General features: G+C 69.3%; 19 protein-coding genes, 1 tRNA gene and 1 pseudogene. 15 read left to right on the top strand and 6 right to left on the bottom strand.

Annotated elements, in window-relative coordinates; all coding sequences use genetic code 11:
- Positions 1–41: 41 nt before the first annotated feature.
- A tRNA-Pro gene (locus K8V84_RS16160) sits at positions 42–115 on the top strand.
- A 21-nt stretch (positions 116–136) separates the two neighbouring features.
- Here the strand turns inward: K8V84_RS16160 and K8V84_RS16155 are convergent.
- The gene (locus tag K8V84_RS16155) at positions 137–367 is read right to left on the bottom strand and encodes a hypothetical protein (protein WP_304075774.1); all 231 of its coding nucleotides are present in this window, start codon (positions 365–367) and stop codon (positions 137–139) included.
- Between the two features lie 429 nt (positions 368–796).
- Between K8V84_RS16155 and K8V84_RS16150 the strand changes: the two genes are divergently transcribed.
- Positions 797–1,642: an SDR family oxidoreductase gene (locus K8V84_RS16150; RefSeq protein ID WP_304075771.1), complete on the top strand. Its 846-nt coding sequence runs from the start codon at positions 797–799 to the stop codon at positions 1,640–1,642.
- Between the two features lie 290 nt (positions 1,643–1,932).
- Here K8V84_RS16150 and K8V84_RS16145 read toward each other — a convergent pair whose 3' ends face one another.
- Together K8V84_RS16145 and K8V84_RS16140 are read right to left on the bottom strand one after the other, a co-directional pair.
- Entirely contained in the window at positions 1,933–2,988 is a 1,056-nt protein-coding gene (locus K8V84_RS16145; protein ID WP_304075770.1) for an ADP-ribosylglycohydrolase family protein, read from the bottom strand.
- On the bottom strand, positions 2,978–3,976 hold the full coding sequence (locus tag K8V84_RS16140; protein ID WP_304075768.1) for an ADP-ribosylglycohydrolase family protein: 999 nt from the start codon (positions 3,974–3,976) through the stop codon (positions 2,978–2,980). Before K8V84_RS16140 ends, K8V84_RS16145 begins: the two co-directional genes overlap by 11 nt.
- 163 nt (positions 3,977–4,139) lie before the next feature.
- On the opposite strand from K8V84_RS16140, the gene K8V84_RS16135 reads away from it, so the two are divergent.
- From K8V84_RS16135 to K8V84_RS16095, 9 genes and pseudogenes are all read left to right on the top strand, one after another.
- Complete coding sequence (locus tag K8V84_RS16135) at positions 4,140–5,147, top strand: LacI family DNA-binding transcriptional regulator (RefSeq protein ID WP_304075765.1); 1,008 nt, start codon at positions 4,140–4,142, stop codon at positions 5,145–5,147.
- 18 nt (positions 5,148–5,165) lie between these two features.
- Positions 5,166–6,521 carry an ABC transporter substrate-binding protein gene (locus K8V84_RS16130; protein ID WP_304075763.1) on the top strand — a complete coding sequence of 452 codons (1,356 nt, stop codon included), beginning with the start codon at positions 5,166–5,168 and terminating at the stop codon, positions 6,519–6,521.
- Between the two features lie 24 nt (positions 6,522–6,545).
- Entirely contained in the window at positions 6,546–7,484 is a 939-nt protein-coding gene (locus K8V84_RS16125; RefSeq protein ID WP_304075761.1) for a sugar ABC transporter permease, read from the top strand.
- Positions 7,484–8,353, top strand: a complete 870-nt coding sequence (locus tag K8V84_RS16120) for a carbohydrate ABC transporter permease (protein ID WP_304075760.1) — start codon at positions 7,484–7,486, stop codon at positions 8,351–8,353. Before K8V84_RS16125 ends, K8V84_RS16120 begins: the two co-directional genes overlap by 1 nt.
- Positions 8,354–8,489: 136 nt before the next feature.
- Positions 8,490–8,673: pseudogene (locus K8V84_RS16115) on the top strand (sensor histidine kinase); the annotation flags it as partial.
- On the top strand, positions 8,648–9,307 hold the full coding sequence (locus K8V84_RS16110) for a response regulator transcription factor (protein ID WP_304075758.1): 660 nt from the start codon (positions 8,648–8,650) through the stop codon (positions 9,305–9,307). The pseudogene K8V84_RS16115 and the gene K8V84_RS16110, both read left to right, overlap by 26 nt.
- 187 nt (positions 9,308–9,494) lie before the next feature.
- Positions 9,495–10,199: a 3-oxoacyl-ACP reductase FabG gene (gene fabG / locus K8V84_RS16105; protein ID WP_304075756.1), complete on the top strand. Its 705-nt coding sequence runs from the start codon at positions 9,495–9,497 to the stop codon at positions 10,197–10,199.
- A gap of 29 nt (positions 10,200–10,228) precedes the next feature.
- Positions 10,229–10,993, top strand: a complete 765-nt coding sequence (gene fabI / locus K8V84_RS16100) for an enoyl-ACP reductase FabI (protein WP_304075753.1) — start codon at positions 10,229–10,231, stop codon at positions 10,991–10,993.
- An 89-nt stretch (positions 10,994–11,082) separates the two neighbouring features.
- Entirely contained in the window at positions 11,083–11,844 is a 762-nt protein-coding gene (locus tag K8V84_RS16095; protein WP_304075751.1) for an SDR family oxidoreductase, read from the top strand.
- A 42-nt stretch (positions 11,845–11,886) separates the two neighbouring features.
- Here K8V84_RS16095 and K8V84_RS16090 read toward each other — a convergent pair whose 3' ends face one another.
- Both K8V84_RS16090 and K8V84_RS16085 read right to left on the bottom strand, forming a co-directional pair.
- Positions 11,887–13,632, bottom strand: coding sequence for a helix-hairpin-helix domain-containing protein (locus K8V84_RS16090; RefSeq protein WP_304075748.1), 1,746 nt, complete (start codon positions 13,630–13,632; stop codon positions 11,887–11,889).
- A 117-nt stretch (positions 13,633–13,749) separates the two neighbouring features.
- Entirely contained in the window at positions 13,750–14,280 is a 531-nt protein-coding gene (locus K8V84_RS16085; protein ID WP_304075745.1) for a MarR family winged helix-turn-helix transcriptional regulator, read from the bottom strand.
- A gap of 100 nt (positions 14,281–14,380) precedes the next feature.
- On the opposite strand from K8V84_RS16085, the gene K8V84_RS16080 reads away from it, so the two are divergent.
- A complete protein-coding gene (locus K8V84_RS16080; protein WP_304075743.1) occupies positions 14,381–16,648 on the top strand; it encodes an LLM class flavin-dependent oxidoreductase in 2,268 nt (755 codons plus the stop codon).
- Between the two features lie 21 nt (positions 16,649–16,669).
- Here the strand turns inward: K8V84_RS16080 and K8V84_RS16075 are convergent, their stop codons facing one another.
- On the bottom strand, positions 16,670–17,623 hold the full coding sequence (locus K8V84_RS16075) for an aldo/keto reductase (protein ID WP_304075741.1): 954 nt from the start codon (positions 17,621–17,623) through the stop codon (positions 16,670–16,672).
- A 313-nt stretch (positions 17,624–17,936) separates the two neighbouring features.
- Between K8V84_RS16075 and K8V84_RS16070 the strand changes: the two genes are divergently transcribed.
- From K8V84_RS16070 to K8V84_RS16060, 3 genes are all read left to right on the top strand, one after another.
- Positions 17,937–18,776 carry an undecaprenyl-diphosphate phosphatase gene (locus tag K8V84_RS16070; protein ID WP_304075738.1) on the top strand — a complete coding sequence of 280 codons (840 nt, stop codon included), beginning with the start codon at positions 17,937–17,939 and terminating at the stop codon, positions 18,774–18,776.
- Positions 18,777–18,859: 83 nt separating this feature from the next.
- Positions 18,860–19,600, top strand: a complete 741-nt coding sequence (locus tag K8V84_RS16065; protein WP_304075736.1) for an MSMEG_4193 family putative phosphomutase — start codon at positions 18,860–18,862, stop codon at positions 19,598–19,600.
- A 331-nt stretch (positions 19,601–19,931) separates the two neighbouring features.
- Positions 19,932–20,114, top strand: a complete 183-nt coding sequence (locus tag K8V84_RS16060; protein WP_304075734.1) for a hypothetical protein — start codon at positions 19,932–19,934, stop codon at positions 20,112–20,114.
- Positions 20,115–20,148 lie beyond the last annotated feature (34 nt).

Below are 20,148 nucleotides of genomic sequence, written 5' to 3'. Positions count from 1 at the left end.
GGTTTTCCCTGTTGGCGACGCCGCAGGCGCCGGTCGACGGACGGGACGTAGCGCAGTTTGGCAGCGCACTTGACTGGGGGTCAAGGGGTCGTGGGTTCAAATCCCGCCGTCCCGACAGAACAGTAAGAGGGGTCCATCATCCGATGGGCCCCTCTTTGCGTTTCAGATGGGGGTGCCAGCCCACGTCGTGCGGTATCCGGTTCACCGCTGTCGCCGCGAAGCGGCGCACCGGTCGCGATCGGCGGCGGTAGACGCGTTCGGTGGTGTCGGTGCCGTTGTGCCCGACCAACAGTGAGATCTCCTCGATACCGATTCCGTGGTCGAAGAACAGGGAACGAATGTGTGCCGCAGGTCTTGCGCGGTCCATTCTTTGTCGTTCAACCCCGCATTTCTCATGATCGTGCGCGGCTCCCGCAGGATATTGTGCCGGTACCGCGGGGCGCCGCTGCGTGCGCAGAAGGCCAGGTTGTTGTCCTGCCGTAGCTCTCCCGCGGTCAGGCGTTCGTGTGCCTGGTGTCGGTGTCGTCAATAGGGTTCATTGTCTCAGGGCAAAGGCTCGCCGACCATTTCCTGGTTCCTTGACCGGCTGTGGGCATGGGCTTACGGTCCAACCGATGGAGCCCATGGCAATAGTCGACCTCGACGACGCCATGCGAATAATAAACGCGGGAATGGTCAAATCTAGGGAAATTGATTCCTCGAGCGATATCGCCGTGGCCGAAGCGGCGTCAGCCGTCCTCCGAACCCATTCCGGCACGGCCCTCGAGGAACCTACCGACTCATCGAAGGGAACACCATGACCGGAACGATCCTCATCACCGGGGCGGGTACGGGTTTTGGCAAGGAGATCGCCCTGCGGCTCGCGTCCCAGGGGCACGACGTCATCGCCGGCGTCGAGATCATCGCGCAGGTCAACTCCCTCCGATTCGAGGCAAAGGCGCGCGGGGCGGACCTGCGCGTGGAGAAGCTGGACGTGACCGATCCCGACGACCGGCAACACGCCTGGACGTGGGACGTCGATGTTCTGCTCAACAACGCGGGTGTCTCCGAGGGCGGCTCGACCGTGGACATCCCCGAGGACCGGCTGTTCCGGCAGTTCGACGTCAACGTGTTCGGCCCGGTCCTGCTCACCCAGCGCTTCGCGAAGAGGATGGCGGCGCGTCGGCGCGGCAGGATCGTCTTCATGTCCTCGGTCGCGGGGCTCACCACGGATCCGTTCACCGGTGCCTACTCGGGTTCCAAGCATGCCGTGGAGGCCTTCGCCGACGCGTTGGACCAGGAACTGGCCGAGTTCGGTGTCACCGTCGCAACAGTCAACCCTGGGCCGTTCCTGACGGGGTTCAACGACACCATGTTCGAGGAGTGGAAGACGTGGGGCGACGACCCGTCCCAGCGCCTCTTCGACTACTCCGAGCTGTCCTTCCCCCACGAGCAGTACGACCCGGAGCCCGTCTTCGAGACAACGATCAAGGTGCTGCTCGGCCAGGACACGCGCTACCGCCACGTGCTTCCCGAGGAGATGGAACCCGAGGTCCGTCAACAGGTCGACGGCTTCTGGGATCGGGGGCTCAACGATGGAAGGCGCCCGGAACCGGTTCAAAAGGCCTACGACATGGCCCCCTACACCTCAGTCTCCTCATGAGCCTGCCCTGCGCCCGTCCGGAAGGGGAGGAAGACTGTGAAGGTCACCCGACTGCTCGAGGTGAACGAATCACGATGGTGAGTCTGACGGCGAAGAGTCGACCACTGCTCAGGTGCCGCCCTCGGTGGTCGAGAACCTGCCCCGGACCATGACCGAGGAACGGATCTCGACCCGTGTGGACCGATGGTTGGACTTCATCGACGCGACGCGCGGATGTGGGAGCCGACCGGCGGCCACAGCCGTTCACACCGTGTGGCCGCCGGAATCGCGGGACCGGATCGGGTCCCGGGTCAGCGCGTGGACGCGTCGGGGTGCTCCGTGGCCGCACGAGGTCTCGTCAGCCGGTCCGCCAGTTCGGTCAGGCGGTGACCGGCCACCCTGGGCAGGAGGACCCCTTCGACCAGGTCCACGTGGTTCCGCCAGGTTTCGGGGACCGCGTTCTCGCCACCGGCCGCTCCGCACAGGGCACCCACCATCGCGGGCAGGCTGTCGGACTGGCGTGGGAAAAGGGCCGCGGTCTGCAGACCGGACGCGAGATCCCCCTCGACCAGGCGTGTGATGGCGAAGGCGAGCGGAAGGGTCTCGGGTGCCACGCCACCGTGACTGTAGTCGGGGCGTCCGAAGGCGTCGATCAGGGATGGGACCATCGCGAAAGCACCCTTCGCGTGGCCGGGGGCGATGGCCGCGGCGCGTTCGAAGCCGCGGTGCAGCCAACTGTCGTCCGGGATGGTGCGCTCGGCCTCCGCCAGGGCCACGGTGAGGTGCTCTTCCGCGGACAGGGCGGCGATGGCGTGCGCCATCGCACCCGCCGCCCACACCCCGTCACGGTCGTGCGTGATACGTGCGTAATCCGTGGCCACCTTGGTGGCGTTCTCGGTGTCACCCGAGTGGAACAGACCGACGGACACCGCGGCCGGTACCGCCCCGTCGTCCCAGTAGACCGGGTTGTCGGTCCCCGTCTCCGGCGGCACCCGGCCTTCCAGGGCCTGGAGGACGGCGCCTCGCTCGGCGATCCCGCACCAGACGTCCTCGGTGGCCACGTAGTGCGTGCGCCACTCCTGGAACAGCGCGTGGAGGTCGTGCGCACCGGCTTCCAACAGGATGAGCGCGGCGGTGGCCGCGGTCTCGGTGTCATCGGTCCCGGACAACGGGTTGAGCTCGGTGTGTCCTGGAACGAAGGGTAGAAGGGGCCGGGAGATCCGTTGGCGGTCCAGGTCGATGTTCTTCTCCCACAGCACGCCGCGACCCCAACCGGCGCGGGCGTGGCGGTGGTACTCCGCGGGCAGGCCCAGGGCGTCGCCCATCGCCAGGCCGAGCAGGGCGCCGCGAGCGTTCTCAGATCGCATTCTCGTACTCCTCGTTCCCCTGGGATGCCTCGTACAGGGCGTCGGCCAGCTCCACCAGGTCGGTGCCGGCGGTCGCGGTCACACAGACGCCGGAGACCTGCCTGACCTTGGTCCGCCACGCGGGGGGGATGGCGGCGTCACCGTGCAGCGCTCCGGCCATCGCCCCCGCCATGGCCGCGATCGTGTCCGAGTCCCGGCCGATGTTGACGGCGCTCACCACGCTGGGGATGAAGGCGCCCTCGGCCGCGGCGAAGAGCCCGAAGGACAGGGCCACCGCCTCGGGGGCGCTGTCGGGCCAGGGGTAGTGGAAGAGCGGGATCCGACGGTAGAGCTCCCGCTCGGCTTCGGCCATGGTGGATGCATGGGACGCCACGTCCAGGGCCCGTCGAAGGAGCCTGGCGGTCCAAGTGTCCTCGGCCACCGCGGCGAGGCCGGCGGCGATGACCTCGGTGTGGTCGTCGGTCACCAGGGCGCGCGCCACGGCCGCGGCGATGGCCTGCGCTCCGTAGATCCCGTCCGCGGCGTGACTGACCTGGGCGTCCTCACGAGCCAGTCGGGCCGCCTCCGCGGGGTCACCGGCGCACAGGATGCCGATGGGCGCCACTCTCATGGCCGCGCCATCGCTCCACGATTCGTGGTTGTCGTTGCCGCTCACGGGCGGGGCGACCCCGGCCCGGAGGTTGGCGATGGCGCCCATCTCGCTGAAGCCGGCCCCGTGGAAACCCCCTTCCTGGGACAGCACGGCCCGTGTCCATACGGCCGCGACGTCGTTCGAGGTCAACCGGCGACCGTGGGCGAGCAGCCCTTGGGCGCACAACACCGCGTACTCGGTGTCATCGGTTCCCGAAGCCCGGGTGTGGAGGAAACCCTCGACACGTCCGTGTGCGGCGTGGATGGCCTCCGGGGTCATGCCCTCGGTGGGCGCCCCCATGGCGTCGCCCACGGCCAACCCCAACAGTGCCCCTCGGCACCGGTCACGCGTGACCATCGGAGTCCTCTCACATCGTTTTGCATAAGCCGGACCAGGATGACATGAGCTCAGAGCAGGGGCAAAGGGGCATACAGGTTGCTTGTTTGACAGTTCGGGGTGATTTCGACACCATGAGGCTCGGAAATTCGCAAGACGTTTTGCATGCGTCGGAGTGGGGACGATGAGCAAGGAACACCGCGTCGGCATCGCCGATGTCGCGGCCGCCGCGGCGGTGAGTGTCACGACCGTCTCCCACGTTCTGAGCGGTCGTAGGCCGGTGAGTGAACGCACCAAGGCCAAGGTCCTCCGGGTCATCGAAGAACTGGGGTACCGCCCCGATCCCTCGGCGCGTGGACTGCGCACCGGTCGTAGCCACGCGGTCGCCCTGGTCGTCTCCGACGTCACCAACCCGTTCTATCCGCTGATGGCGGCGGGGTTGCAGGAGGTTCTGCAACCCGAGGGATTCTTGATCTCCGTCTGTGTGGCCCAGGGGTCCACCCAGGACCTGGACTCGGTGATCGGCCACCTACTGAACCGCAGGGTCGACGGCGTCGTCCTCGCGTCGCTGAACGCTCAGGATCGTCACTTCAACGACATCACCGCCGCCGGGACCGCGCTGGTGCGACTCAGCGGCGAACTGGATCCGCGTTTCGGTGACATCGTGCGCGCCGACGACACCGGTGGCATGGCCGATGTGGTCGCACACCTGCTGGAGCTCGGCTATCGCAGGATCGGGTTGGTCAACGGCGATCCCGACAGCGCACCCGGGCGACTGCGCCTGGCCGGTTACCGTCGGGCCCTTCGGGAGTTCGGCCTGGAGGTGGACGAGGAGCTCATCACCGCGGGGCCCTTCACCCGCACCGGTGGGGCGAGGGGCTCGCACGCGTTGTTGAACCTGGACCGGAGGCCAGAGGCCCTGGTCTGCGGAAACGACCTGATGGCCGTCGGTGCCATGGACGCGATCCGCGAAAGGGGACTGACCGTCCCCGGCGACGTCGCCGTCACCGGCTACGACGACATCGAGGCCGCCTCGCTCGTGACGCCGCGACTCACCACCGTGCACAACCCCGCCCTGGAGATAGGCCGTGCCTGTGCCCGTCTCCTCCTCGACCGCCTCTCCGGCACCCCCAGTGAAGGTGTGCGCGAGGTCGTGCTCCCCCAAAAACTCATCGTCCGCGAATCGACCTGACGACCCAAAAGGACCCCCGTGACCTACCAACTTCCCCGCCGTGACATGTTCAAGCTCGCGGGAGGAGCGTTCGCCGGAGCCTGGCTCCTGACGGGCTGCGGAAGCTCCGGGGGCGGTTCCTCGTCCGGTATCGAGTACTGGGGTGCCTTCCCCACGCCCGAGACCGAGGAGTACTTCCGCTCCCAGTTCATCGACACCTTCAACGAGTCCACCTCGTACTCGGTGAGCATGTCGACCAAGCAGCTCACCGACCTGGCCTCGCTCACCGACACCGCGGTCTCCTCCGGGAACGCCCCGGACATCATCTACTCGCCAGGCCCCTCCACCTCGGTCAACTACGCTCAAGGGCTCAAGACCCTCGAACTGGACGACTACGCGACCGAGTACGGGTGGGAGGACCGCCTGCTGCCCTGGGCGACACAGCTGAGCCGGGTGGACGACCGTCTCCACTCCGTTCCCACCAGCTACGGTTCCATGGTCCTGTACTACAACCGGACCGTCTTCGAGGACAACGGCTGGACGCCTCCCACGACCAAGGCCGAGTTCGAGGACCTCTGCGAGGAGGCCGACTCCAAGGGCATGATCCCGGTCGGCGCGGGCAACAGCGGCTACCCCGCCCAGAGCGAGTGGTACCTGACCTGCCTGCTCAACGCCGGGCTGGGCCCGCACTTCCTGTACGACGTGCTCACCGGTGACCGCGACTGGTCCGACCCGGCCGTGGTCGACCTCATCCAGTCGATGAAGTCGCAGCTGGACAAGGGTTGGTGGGGCGGCGGAGCCGACCGTTACTTCACCAACACCGACCCCGACATGTGCACCGGGCTGGCCACCGGTGACGTGGCGATGTACATGAGCGGCACCTGGAGCTTCGCTTCCATGGGGAGCTTCTTCACCGACTCGGGCAACGATCCCCAGGACTGGGACTGGGCGCCGCTTCCCTCCCTGGCCGACGGCGTCGACCCCGGTGTGTTCCCCCTCGCGATCGGGACCGCGCTGTCGATCGACTCCGGCAGCACCGACCCCGACGCCGCGGCGGCCTTCCTGGACCACATCATGGGGGACACCACTCGTTCCCTGGAGTACCTCGCCGAGCAGGGGGAGAACCCGCCGCCGGTCGCCTACGAGCCCACCGACTTCCCCGAGGGCACCGACCCCAGGGTCCAGCGCCTGTACGAGCAGATCCCCGAATCGGAGAACCTCGGTTACGCGAGCTGGACCTTCCTGCCGCCCGAGACCAACACCGCGCTGTACACCGAGTTCGACAAGGTCATCACCGGTGACATGTCGCCCAAGGAGTACACGGAGATCCTGGACTCGACCTTCCACCAGGAACTCGGTGCGGGCGCGGCCCCCGCGCCCTTCACGCCCCAGTAGACAGGGAACGGAAAAACCCACCGGATGTCCACCACCACTCACGTGGCCGGCGGGGGAACAGCCACACCGCGTCCCTCGCCGGCCCGCAACGACAGGCGTCGCCGCCTGACCGGGCTCCTGTTCCTGGCACCCTTGTTGATCGTCAACGTCCTGGTGATCGCCGGACCGGCGTTGACCTCGGTGGCGTATTCGTTCACCGACTGGGACGGGATCAACCCCCCGTCCTTCGTCGGTTGGGAGAACTACGTCGCGTTGACCGGGGACGACGCCTTCGTCGGCGCGCTCGGTCACAACCTGCTGTGGACGCTGTTCTTCCTCACGGTGCCCATGAGCATGGGCCTGTTGGGCGCCTACCTGCTCAGTCGCATCCGTCGGGGGCGGCTCCTCTTCCAGACCCTGTTCTTCATCCCGTACGTGGTGGCCACGGTCGTCTCGGCGGCCGTCTGGCGGCAGATCCTCAGCCCGACGGCCGGGCTCATCCCCGTCCTGGACTCCTTCGGGGTGCCGGGGGTGAGCGACCTCAACCCGCTCGGCGACCCGCAACTGGCGCTGGGCGCCATCGCCCTCATCAACAACTGGCAGTGGTGGGGCTTCCTGGTCATGCTCTTCCTGGCCGCCATGCAGTCGGTCAACCCGGCCCTGTACGAGGCGGCCCGCCTGGACGGGGCGGGGCGCTGGCGCGAGTTCTGGCACGTCACCCTGCCGGGTATCAGGCCGACCCTGGTCTTTCTGCTGCTGATGACCATCATCTGGTCGTTCCTGGTCTTCGACTACGTGTACATCCTCACCCAGGGCGGCCCCGCCGGTTCCACGGACATGCTGAGCACTCTGCTCTACCGCACGGCGTTCGGTGAGGGCCGAGCCGGCCACGCCTCCGCCGTAGGCGTCGTCATGGCCCTGATCAGCGCCACCACCATCGCCGGTTACCTCGTGCTCCGGCGTCGACTGCGCTGGGAGGTGTGATGACGTCCGTACCGCAACGGCGTGCGCCGCGAAGGCGACGCGCGACCTCCTCGCGGCGAGGTGGGCCGCTCGTCTACCTGGTTCTCGTACTACTGGCCTTGTACGCCATCGGTCCGATCCTGGTCCTGCTCTTCAGCTCGCTGAAGAACCCGGCCGAGATCAGCACCAACCCGATGGGGCCGCCCAGCGAGGCGATGTGGGACAACTTCCTCACCGCCTGGCAGAACGCGAACATGGCGGCAGGCCTGTCCAACAGCCTCGTCATCGTGCTCGCCACGGCGGTCGGGGTCTGCCTGATCTCCGGAGCGGCCGCCTACGCCATGGTCCGGTTGGACATCCCGGCCCCCGGCGCGCTCACGATGTACCTCCTGGTGGTGACGGCGCTCCCCATCCAGCTCTTCCTCGTCCCGCTGGTGAACTGGTGGACGCGGTTGGGTCTGTACGACACGCAGATCGGGCTCATCCTGATCTACTGGGCGATCTACAGTCCGTTCAGCACCCTGCTGCTCAGGTCGTACCTCATCGCCATCCCACCCGACTACGAGGCCGCCGCCCGCATGGACGGAGCGGGGGAGGCGACGGTGTTCTTCCGCATCGTGCTGCCCCTCATCTGGCCCGGTGTGATCACGGCCGGCCTGGTCGCCGCGCTCCAGGCCTACAACGAGTTCCTGCTCGCGGTCACCTTCATCCAGGACAACGAGGCCCTTCCGGTGTCGATCTCGCTGTACTCCTTCCAGCAGGGCTTCACCGTCAACTACGCCCTGGTCAGCGCGGCCGGGATCATCATGATCCTGCCCGTACTGCTGTTGTTCCTGGTCCTGCAACGTCGTTTCGTGGAGGGCTACGCCTCCACCGGCATGGCGAACTGACCATCGGGGACGGCCCTCGGGCCGTCCTATCCGCGGATCGAGAGGCGGCCACCGTCCTGGGCCGTCTTCTCGACCGATTGGGGGATCCGGGGCCCGGATGGTGCACCATCCGGGCCCCGAACCCGTACACGCCCAAGTGCGGGAGCGGGTGACTTTGGCGGGTGGTGAGGTCAGCGCGGGGCCCTGCCCCGACGGCGGATGGCGCCTGCGCGCTATCTTGCCGGGGGAGGAGACCGCCGAGTCCGCCTCGTACGACGCGCTGGAGACGGAAAACAGAGGAAGAGGGCACCGAGGGTGATCCGCACGATCCTGGTCGATGACGAGATCCTGGTCCGCTCCGGACTGCGGATGATCCTGGAGTCCGCCCCGGACATCGAGGTGGTCGGGGAGGGCGGCGACGGCGAGGAGGCCGTGAGCCTGACCGAGGAATTGCGCCCCGACGTGGTCCTGCTGGACATCAGGATGGCCGGAACCGACGGGTTGGCCGCCGCCGAACGCATCACGTCCCTGCCCGAGCCGCCCCGCGTGGTGCTGCTGACCACCTTCGACCTGGACGAGTACGTGCACAGCGCACTGCGGGCCGGGGCGGTGGGGTTCCTGCTCAAGGACACTCCGCCGCGGGACCTCATCGCCGCCGTGCGCACCGTGAACAACGGGCACGCCATGCTCTCGCCCAGCGTCACCAAGCGCATGCTCGAACGTTTCGCCTCGCCCGCGCCCGCCGACTCCGCGGCCGGACGACAGGACGCCCTGAGCCGGTTGTCGGTGCTCAGCGAACGCGAACAGCAGGTGCTGGTCGCGGTGGCCGAGGGCAAGTCCAACGCGGAGGCGGGCCGGTCCCTGGGCATGCGGGAGACCACCGTCAAGGCGCACGTGAGCCGCATCCTGGCCAAGCTGGAGATGTCCAACCGAGTCCAGGCGGCCATCCTGGCCCACGACGCCGGCTGGGCCTGACCGTTGCTCGACACCGCCGGAGTAGTCACCCCTATCACATCCCGCGTGTTTTGTGGCGGTTCATCGCCGATCACACCTTTGCCCTCGGTTGCGGCTACCGGCCGGTAGCTCGGTACGCTGCAAGGCGATCCCCACCCGAGCAACACACGTCGTGGCTGTTCAGGCCACCAGAGAATGAGGAGCCCCTATGTCGCGTTCGGTACTGGTCACCGGCGGCAACCGCGGAATCGGCCTGGCCATCGCCCGTGAACTGGCGGCGAACGGTGACAAGGTCGCGGTGACCTACCGCTCCGGCGAACCCCCGGAGGGGCTGCTGGGCGTGCGTTGCGACATCACCGACTCCGCCCAGATCGACTCCGCCTTCAAGGAGGTGGAGGAGGCGCACGGTCCGGTGGAGGTCCTCGTCGCCAACGCCGGCGCCAACAAGGACCAGCTCCTGGCCCTGATGAGCGAGGACGACTTCTCCTCCGTCCTGGACACCAACCTCACCGGTGCCTTCCGCGTCGCCAAGCGCGCCGTGCGCGGCATGATGCGCAAGCGCTTCGGTCGCGTCGTCCTCATCTCCTCCGTGGTGGGTCTGCTCGGTTCGGCCGGCCAGGCCAACTACTCCGCCTCCAAGGCCGGCCTCGTCGGTTTCGGGCGTTCCCTGGCGCGCGAGCTCGGTTCGCGCAACATCACCGTCAACGTCATCGCGCCCGGCTTCATCGAGACCGACATGACCGCGGCCCTGCCCGAGGACCGCCAGGCCGAGATCAAGAAGAACGTCCCCCTGGGCCGCTTCGGTGCCACCGACGACATCGCCAAGACGGTCGCCTTCCTCGCCGGCCCCGGCGGCGGTTACATCACCGGCGCCGTCATCCCCGTCGACGGCGGCCTCGGCATGGGCCACTGACCGACCGGCACCACGAAGAACGGACCGCCATGGGAATCCTCGACGGCAAACGCATCCTCGTCACCGGGGTGCTCACCGACTCCTCCATCGCCTTCCACGTCGCCCGCCTGGCCCAGGAACAGGGCGCCACCGTCGTCCTCACCGGCTACGGCCGTCTGGGCCTGGTCCGGCGCATCGCCAAGCGTCTGCCCCAAGAAGCCCCGGTCCTGGAACTGGACGTCACCGACGACGAACACCTCGCGACCCTGGCCGACCGGGTCGGTGAACACGTCGACGGCCTCGACGGCATCGTCCACTCCATCGGCTTCACTCCGCAGGACGCCCTGGGCGGCAACTTCCTCAACACCGAGTGGAGCGACGTCGCCCAGGCGATGCACACCTCCACCTTCTCCCTGAAGTCGCTCACCACATCCCTGCTGCCCCTCATGGACCGGGGCGGATCGGTGGTGGCACTCGACTTCGACAACAGCGTCTCCTACCCCGTCTACGACTGGATGGGCGTGGCCAAGTCCGCGCTGACCTCCACCGCCCGCTACCTCGCCCGGTACGTGGGGGACCGCAACGTGCGGGTCAACCTGGTCTCCGCCGGGCCGCTGAGCACCATGGCGGCCCGTAGCATCCCCGGCTTCGAGGAGCTGGCCGAGAACTGGCCCGAGCGTGCCCCGCTCGGCTGGGATGTCAAGGACCCCGAGCCCGCGGCCAAGGCGGTCGTGGCGCTGCTGTCCGACTGGTTTCCCGCCACCACCGGCGAGACCGTGCACGTCGACGGCGGTTTCCACTCCACCGGGGCCTGACACGAAGCACCGACGGGGGCGGGCGGCGCGTCATCGCGCCGCCCGCCTTGTAGCATCGGGGCGGCCGAGTCGAGTGGAGAAGGTGGGACATGGATCTGGGACTGTCGGGGGCCAAGGTCGTGGTGACCGGGGCGAGCAGGGGGATCGGCCGCGCCATCGCCCAGGTGTTCGCCGAAGAGGGAGCCGACCTGGCCCTGTGCGCCCGCACCCCCGAACCACTGGACCGGGCCGCCCGTGAACTGGGTGAGACCGGGGCCGAGGTCTTCAGCCGGGCCCTGGACGTCACCGACCACGACGCGCTGCCCGCCTTCATCGAGGACGCCGTCACCGCACTCGGCGGCCTGGACGTGCTGGTCTCCAACGTCTCCGGCGGCAGCGCTCCCACTCCCGACCAGTGGCGGCGCGGCTTCGACGCCGACCTCATGCCGTTCGTGCTCCTGACGGAGGCCGCCGAACCCCACCTGCTGCGCTCGGAGAGGGGCGGGTCGGTGGTGTTGGTCTCCACCACCTCCGCGTTGCACGTCACCCGCCCGGCCGGGGCGCGCTCCTACGGGGCGGTCAAGGCGGCGCTCAACCACCACGCCTCCTCGCTGGCCCGCGAGTGGGCGCCCAAGGGCCTGCGCGTCAACACGGTCTCCCCGGGTCCCACCGAGTTCCCCGGCGGCGGCTGGGAGCGGCGCCGTGAGAACGACCCGAAGTTCTACGAGAGCATCCGCGAACGCGTCCCCACCGGACGTCTGGGCCGCCCCGAGGAGGTCGCCCGTTCGGTGGCCTTCCTGGCGAGCCCGGCCGCGACCTACGTCACCGGTCAGAACCTGGTGGTCGACGGGGGTTTCCTGGACCGCGTCTGACCGCGATCCCCACCGCGGCCCCAGGCCGCCACACGTGCCGGATCAGCCCTCGCGCAGGACCTGGACCAGCCTCGTGGTGCGTTCGGGGGTCAGGTTCTCGCGCACACCGCTCTGCAACGCGCCATCGGTGGCGTCCACCACCGACACGTGCCGCACCGCGCGGGTCAGCGCCGTGTACACCTGGGGGCGCGACACCGGGACCTTCGGTGGGAACACCGCCACCACCGCCGGCCATCGGCCGCCGTGCGCGGCCGCCACGGTGACCGCCCAGCCGTGACGCAGCGCGGAGGGGTCGGCGACCTTCACCCGGGAACCATCGGACAGCTCCACCACGGCGCCGTCGGCGAACTCGCGCAGGTGGCCCGTGTCGCCCGGGCCGTAACCGGGACCCTCGGCGGTGAGCAGGACCCGGTCGCCCGGGTCGAAACCACCGTGTGCGCCCTGGCCCGGGTTCAACCGTTCCTTGCAGGCGGCGTTGAGCGCCCGGGCCCCCGCCGGCCCGTCCTCGCGGGCGGTCACCACCTGCACGTCCTCGGCGGCGATGCCCAGAGCGCGCGGGATGGAGTCGGTGACCAGCTGCGTCACGCGGTGCGCGGCCTCCTCGGCGGATGCGGACGGAACCCGCACCACCTCGCGGTCGGGCGCCTCCACCTCGCTCCACTCGCCCGCGGCCACCGATCCGGCCAGTACCCCGAGCGGGCCGGGAGCGGTCTCGTCGGCCAGGGCGGTCACGTGCGCCGTACGAGAGGCGGCCACGTCGACCACCACGCGTCCGGGGGTGGCCGAAGGCGCCTGGTCGAGGTCGGCGAGCAGCACCAGGTGCGCTCCGTCGGCGCACACCGACGCCAGTTCGGCCATCCGGGAGGTGCCCATCGACATGGACTCGCACAGGACCACGATGCCCGCCTCGACCGGTGCCCGGGCCGGCAGCGCGGCCAGGGAGAGGGCGCGAAGCGGCTCTTCGGTGTCGGACTCCGCATCGCTCACCCGGGCCAGGTCGGCGTTGACGGCCGCCGCGGTCTGGGCGGTGGGGGCGACCACGGCGATGCCCACGCCGCTCTCGGCGGCGATCGCGGCCAGGGCGTGCAGGGCACGTGCCAGTTCGGCGTGGTCTCCGGGGCCGTGCCGCACCACGGTGACCGGGCGCAGCGCCACCGTCACCAGGGCCTCACGGGTCTGCTCCGACAGGTCGAACCCGCCGCGCTCGGCCGCCGCCTCCACGGTCTCGGCGGCGGTCAGCGAGTCCATCACCGGATCGTTCGCGCCGATCAGCCGGGCCAGTTGGGTACCCAGACGTTGTTCGGAGTGCCCGAGGTCGGGCAGGGCGTAGAAGCGTTCGGGGTCGGGCAGGTCGGGGACGCCGCCCTCGGTGAAGTCGAAGTCGTCGTCGGGCTCGTCGGTGCTCTCGAACAGCGCCGCCTGCTCGGTGTCGACTGCGGCCTCCAGGGCCGCCATGGGGTCGGACACTCCCAGCTTGCCGACCACCGTGGCCAGGCGCTTCTCCTCCACCGCGGTGTGTCCGCGGTTCGCGGCGGTGCGCAGGGTGTGCCGCACCAGGGCGGCCAACCTGCGCGGGTCGTCGGGGCGGGCGCCATCGCCCAGGTGCTTGCGGGCACAGTAGTCGGCCTGTTCCCGGGTCACACCGGGCACGCGCAGCAACAGCCATGGGTCGGCCTCCAACGCGGCGGCGGGCTGTGGGCCCAGTTCGGACACCAGGCGCGGTGCGAGGGCGCGCGGGGCGCCCATCCGGTCAAGGACGGCACTGACCTTCTCGACGGCCTCGGACACCGGTTCCCCTCGTCAGGTGGTGGGTGGTTTCCGGGTGAGCCTATCGACTCACGGCGACGATCCGGTGCGGGGTCGGCCGGGCCCGGCCATCGTCCTTGACATTCGGGGAAACGGCTTTCAGGCGTGGTCGGAGGCGGTCCGGGGGTTCTCTCGATCTGGGGCGACCACCCGAAGGACCGCCTCGCAGGGGTCGGTCTCGGGGGCACTGAGCCGGATCGCGTCCGCGGCGATCGCGGCGGAGTCCCGGAAGAGCTCGCGTTGTGCCCGGGGGAGCCCGCCCAGCATCCGGTCCTCCACGTGCGCGACCAGTTCCTCGGCCCGTCGCAGTACGGAGAGCCCGTGGTCGGTGGGGCAGACCCGACGCACCCGGCGGTCCTTGGGATCGACCCGGCGCCGGACCAGATCGGCGGCCTCCAGGTCGTCGAGCAGATAGGTCATGACACTGCGGTCGATGAGGAGTCGTTCGGCGAGCGCGGCCTGGGTGGGGGGATCGCCCGCGGCGGCCGTGGTGAGCACGTGGAACCCCCGGCTGCCGTGCGGCAGGTCGGACAGGGCCTGTTCGACGTGCTCGTGCCAGCGACGGAGCAGGACGGCCAGCGACCACCCGAGGTCGGGTCCGGGAAGGTCCTCCGAGGTGCTGGCGCTCATGGGCTCACGATACCAGGAACAGTTTGTCCATCAGATATGTTGAAAGGAACATTGTTTGTCCCACAAACGATTATGGTCACGTCGCGCCCGAGGAGAAGCCATGACCGACTACGGACACCGCCTGGAGTTCGGCACCTTCATCACGCCGACCGCCCAGGACCCCGAACACGCGGTCGGGCTGGCCGAAGCGACCGAGGCCGCCGGTCTGGACCTGGCGAGCTTCCAGGACCACCCCTACAACCCTGACTTCCTCGATACCTGGACCCTGCTGAGCTGGGTCGCCGCCCGTACGGAACGCCTGCGCGTGACGGGCAACGTCCTCAATCTGCCCCTTCGCCCCCCGGCGGTCCTGGCCCGCGCCGCCGCCGGCCTGGACCTGCTCTCCAAGGGGCGCTTCGAACTCGGCCTGGGGGCGGGCGCCTTCTGGGACGGGATCCACGGCATGGGCGGTCGGCGCCGCACCCCCGGACAGTCGGTGGACGCACTCTCCGAGGCCATCGACCTCATCCGTGAGGTATGGGATACCGACGCCCGCGGTGGACTGCGCACCCAGGGCGAGCACTACTCCGTCCACGGAATGAAGCGCGGCCCCCGCCCCCACCACGACATCGGCATCTGGCTGGGCGCCTACAAACCCCGCATGCTCCGCCTGGTCGGTGCCAAGGCCGACGGCTGGCTGCCGAGCCTGGGCTACCTGGACCCGGCCGACCTGCCCGAGTCCAACCGGATCATCGACGACGCCGCCGAGGCGGCCGGACGCCACCCCCGACAGATCCGACGCCTGCTCAACCTCTCCGGGGTCGCCTTCTCGCCCGTCGATCGCGGCTTCCTTCAGGGCCCGCCCGAACAATGGGTCGAGCAGCTCCTGCCCCTGGCGGTCGAGAACGGTGTGGCCACCTTCATCCTGGGCACCGACGACCCGCGCACCATCGAGATCTTCGGTGCGGAGGTGGCCCCCGCCCTGCGCGAGGCCGTGGACCGCGAACGCGCCACCGCCGGAACGCCCACCGGGCCGGCCAGGTCCGCCACCGCGCTCGGCGCCCGCCGCCCCGGCATCGACTACGACGGCGTGCCCGAGTCCCTGCACGAGAGCGCCGTCGAGCCCGGCGACAAGGACTACCGAGGCCTGCGGCACGGCTACATGCAGAACGGTCGACCCGGCCTGGTCCTGCGCCCCGACGAGCCGGCCCGGGTCGCCGAGGCCCTGGCCTACGCCCGCGAACAGGACGTGACCCTCAACGTGCGGTCCGGCGGACACGGGATCAGCGGCGCCTCCACCAGTGATGGTGGCGTGATCATCGACCTGGGCCGGATGAACGGGATCGAGGTCCTCGACTCCGGATCCGGCCTGGTGCGCCTGGGCGCCGGGGCCCGCTGGGGCGACGTCGCCGATCGGCTCGGCGCGCACGGGCTCGCCATCAGCTCCGGCGACCACGGGGGAGTGGGCGTGGGCGGACTCGCCACCACCGGCGGTGTCGGCTACATGTCCCGCTCCCACGGGCTCACCATCGACAACGTCGTCGCCGCCGAACTGGTCACCGCCGACGGCCGGCTCCTGCGGGTGGACGCCGACCACCACCCCGACCTGTTCTGGGCGGTCCGTGGCGCGGGCGCGAACATGGGCGTGGTCACCTCCGTGGAGATCGAGGCCGCCCACGTGAACACCGTGGTGCTGGGACAGTTCGCCTACGACGCCGCGGCCACCGCCGCGTTCCTTCGCGCCTGGGGGGAGATCGCCACCGCCGCGCCGCGCGAGGTCACCGCCTTCCTCACCCTGGGCGGGGGACGCGCGGGCCAGGGGCCGATCGCGCAGGCGATGGTGGTGTACGCGGACGACGACACCGACGCGGCCGTCACCGCGCTCGAACCCTTCCTGAAGGCCGGACCGGTCCTGGACCAGCGCGCGCAGCAGGCGCCCTACTCGGCGCTGCTCGTTCCGCACCAGGGCCCGCACCAGGGCGCCGGGGTCCCCGTCTCCCGTTCAGGACTGGTGGGCACGATCACCGACACCACCGCCGAGATCATCGCGGGGATGGTCGCCTCGGGGGACTCCTACTTCACCCAGTTCCGTCAGGTCGGCGGGGCGGTCAACGACGTCGCGCGCGAGACCACCGCCTACGCCCACCGTTCGGCGAACTTCTCGGTGGCCGCGCTCGGTCGGAGCGCCGACCGGTTGGATCCGCGTTGGGCGGCACTGGAGGGCGAACTCCAGGGCATGTACCTGAGCTTCGACACCCGCACCGGACCCGAGGTGCTGGCCCAGGCCTTCCCCGAACCCACCCTGGGGAGGCTGCGGGCGATCAAGGCCCAGTACGACCCGGAGCGGGTCTTCGACCACAACTTCCCGATCCCGCCCCTGGCCGATTGACCGGGTCGGCCGACCGGACGATCAGCGTCCGGGGCCGGCGGTGGCGTCGTCCAGCGCGTCCCTGATCTTGGGCGGCAGCTCCACGCTCTCCACCGAGAGGATCTCCTCCAGTTGGGGCAGGGTGCGCGGCCCGACGACAGCGGAAGCGACGCCGCTCTGGTCGCGCGCCCAGCTCAACGCCACCGCGAGCGGAGACACGCCCAGGCCCTCCGCCGCGGTGCACACCGACTCCACCACCCGACGGCTGCGGTCGTCCAGGTAGGGCTCGACGTAGGGCGCCATGTGCGGGAAGGTCGCCCGTGAGTCCGAGGGAACCCCGTTGCGGTACTTGGCGCTGAGCACCCCGCGACCCAGCGGGGACCAGGCGATCAGGTGGGCGTCGCTCGCCGCGGTCGCCGGCCGCAGGGAGTGGTCGGCGGACCGGTTGAGCAGCGAGTACTCCGTGCCCGCACTCACCAGGGGGACCCGGCCCGAGCGGGCGCGCTGCCAGGTCGCCAGGGTCGCGAACTGCCAGGCCTCCAGGTTCCCGGTGCCCACGTAGCGGGCCTTGCCGGCGGCCACGGCGGCCTCCATCGCCGACAGTGTCTCCTCCGGCGGGGTGTGCGGGTCGAACACGTGCAGCTGCCACAGGTCCACGTAGTCGGTCTGCAACCGTCGCAAGGAGGCGTCCAGCGACGCCAGCAGGTGCCTTCGGGAGGCGTCCACCGGTCGGTACCCCTCGGGGGTGTGGCCGCTCTTGGTCGCCACGACGACGTCCTCGCGCCGCACCGTCCCTCGCAGCAATCGGCCCAGGATGCGCTCGCTCTGTCCTCCCGTGTAGATGTCGGCCGTGTCCACGAGTGTGCCGCCGGCGTCCGCGAACGCGGTGAGCTGCTGCCCGGCTTCCTCCTCGGAGGTGTCCTTTCCCCAGGTCATCGTGCCCAGAGCGGTACGAGACACCCAGAGTCCTGATCTGCCCACCTGTCGCTGTTCCATGCGGCGGAGATTACCCTGTCCCCCCTGTCGGCGGGGTGCTCGGCCGGTTTCGGACGCCCGGCTCACCAGCGCAGAGGGCGCCCGATCACCAAGACGTGATGTTCCGGACAGGTTCTCGTGGATCGTCGGACACCGGTAGTTGACCGAACGTAGGGCGGGGGTACACCTTGGCTGCGTACTGTCATCACGGTCCGGTCCGGGGCCGAGGTGCGACGAGTGAGGTGTGACGCGGCCCCAGGCGACCGCTCCCCACGCAAGAACATGTGCCCGTGCCCTGCTTTGGGCCACCCCTGAAAACGAAAGACCGAACCGCGTGTCCATCTTCGAGGCGGTCGTTCTCGGCCTCATCCAAGGACTCACCGAGTTCCTACCCATCTCTTCCAGCGCCCACCTGCGTGTCTTCGCGGCGTTCTTCAACTGGCCCGACCCCGGCGCGGCGTTCACCGCGGTGAGCCAGATCGGTACCGAGCTCGCGGTGGTCCTCTACTTCCGCAAGCGCATCTGGGCGATCATCTCCGTCTGGTGCCGGGCCCTCTTCGATCGGGACCTGCGCGGCGACGTCAACGCCCGCATGGGTTGGTACATCATCATCGGCACCATCCCGATCGGTGTGCTGGGCCTGCTCCTGGAGGACCAGATCGAGGGGGTCTTCCGCGATCTGCGCCTGATCGCCCTCAACCTCATCATCTTCGGCATCCTGCTCGGTATCGTCGACCACCTCGCGCGCCGTCAGAACGAGATCGAGGACCTGAACCTCAAACGGGGTCTGATCTTCGGTCTGTTCCAGACACTCGCCCTCATCCCGGGCGTCTCCCGCTCGGGCGCCACCATCACCGGTGGTCGACTGCTGGGCTTCGACCGGCCGGCCGCCGCCGAGTTCGCGTTCCTGCTCGCCCTGCCCGCCGTGTTCGCCTCCGGGCTGTACAAGATGCTCGACATCGGCGGCGACGAGTACGCGGGTTGGGGCGCCACCATCGTCGGCACCGTCGTGGCGTTCGTGATCGGCTACATCGTCATCGCCTGGCTGATGAAGTTCATCAGCACGCACAGCTTCATGCCGTTCGTGTACTACCGCATCGCGCTGGGCCTGCTCATCCTGGGCCTGGTCTTCTTCGGTGCGCTCGCCCCGGAGGGCGGAGCCGGGATCGGCTGACGATCGCCGGGGCCGGCCGCGTCCGGCGGCCGGCCCCGGCGCCCGAACGGCCGACCCCCGGCGGTGGAACATAGTCTGTGGTCATGGCGACATCGGCGCAGACCAAGGACACCCCGCCCGCTCCCGAAGCGGTCACCCTCCTGCTCGTACGGCACGGGATGACCGACGCCACCGGCCCGCGGCTGGCCGGTCGGGCCCCGGGGGTGCACCTCAACGACACCGGCCGGGACCAGGCCGCCCACCTCGCGGACCGGCTGGAGGGACTCACCCCCTCGGCCCTGGTCTCCAGCCCGCTCGAACGCTGCCAGGAGACCGCCGAGGCCCTGGCCCAACGGCTCGGAGTGCCCCTCGCCCTGGACGAGCGCTTCCTCGAGTGCGACTACGGAAGCTGGACCGGGCGCTCCCTCACCGACCTCGCCGCCGAACCCCTATGGCGGGTCGTGCAGGACCACCCCAGCGCAGCGCGCTTCCCCGGTGGGGAGTCCCTCGCCGCCGCCTCCGCCCGTGCGGTGGAGGCCGTGCGGGACTGGAACACCCGACTCACCCGGGAGGCGGCCCAGGACCCGCCCGTGTACGTGGTGTGCAGCCACGGAGACATCATCAAGGCGATCGTCGCCGACGCGCTCGGTGTCCACCTGGACCTGTTCCAACGGGTGCGGGTGGACCCCTGTTCGGTCACCTCCATCACCTACACGCGCACCCGTCCCTTCCTCAACGGGCTCAACGACACCGGACGCCCCCTGGCCGGGGTGCTGCCCACCGCCGCCGAGACCGAGGGCGACGCCCCCGTGGGCGGCGGTGCCGGGGCATCCGACATCGAGTGAGGCACACGGACGCCTCCCGGGCGGCCAGGACACCGTTCGCTCCCCCTGGACCCTGCCCCTTATTACCCCCTGACTTTGTTCGTGGCGGTTTCGAGGGATAAGGCGGCGGGAAAGCCATAATGCTTTTCTGTGCTATGTCGCACTTATTCATGAATTCTGTTCATGGTTTTTTCAACTGGGTCTGGGTTTCATTGTGGCCGCAATTGGTCACCGTGTTGTCCTGGGAAAAGTCGATTCTTACAGTGGGCACTGCGTTCGACGCCGCCCACCGGTAAGGCGCCATGAGGTGGTTACGTCCGCGAATCCACCCTTCTAGGCGAAAGGACGAACTATGCCCACTTTGCAGACGAAGCTGGCCGACCTCGAAAAGGAGTTCGACGCCAACTTCACCGGCGAGGCCTGGAGCGAACAGGCCGTCATCGACGAGTCCATCCGTGAGATCGGCGGTGCAGACGTCCGCGAGATCAGCATGGACCTCGGCACCCTCGGCGGCAGCCGCCCCCGCGCCAACTAGTCCGAGCTTCTCCGAGTCCCTGGGAACCTCGTCC

The sequence above is a fragment of the Nocardiopsis listeri genome (assembly GCF_020741345.1).
Taxonomy (GTDB): Bacteria; Actinomycetota; Actinomycetes; order Streptosporangiales; family Streptosporangiaceae; genus Nocardiopsis; species Nocardiopsis listeri_A.
This window is presented reverse-complemented; position numbering and strand designations above follow the sequence as displayed.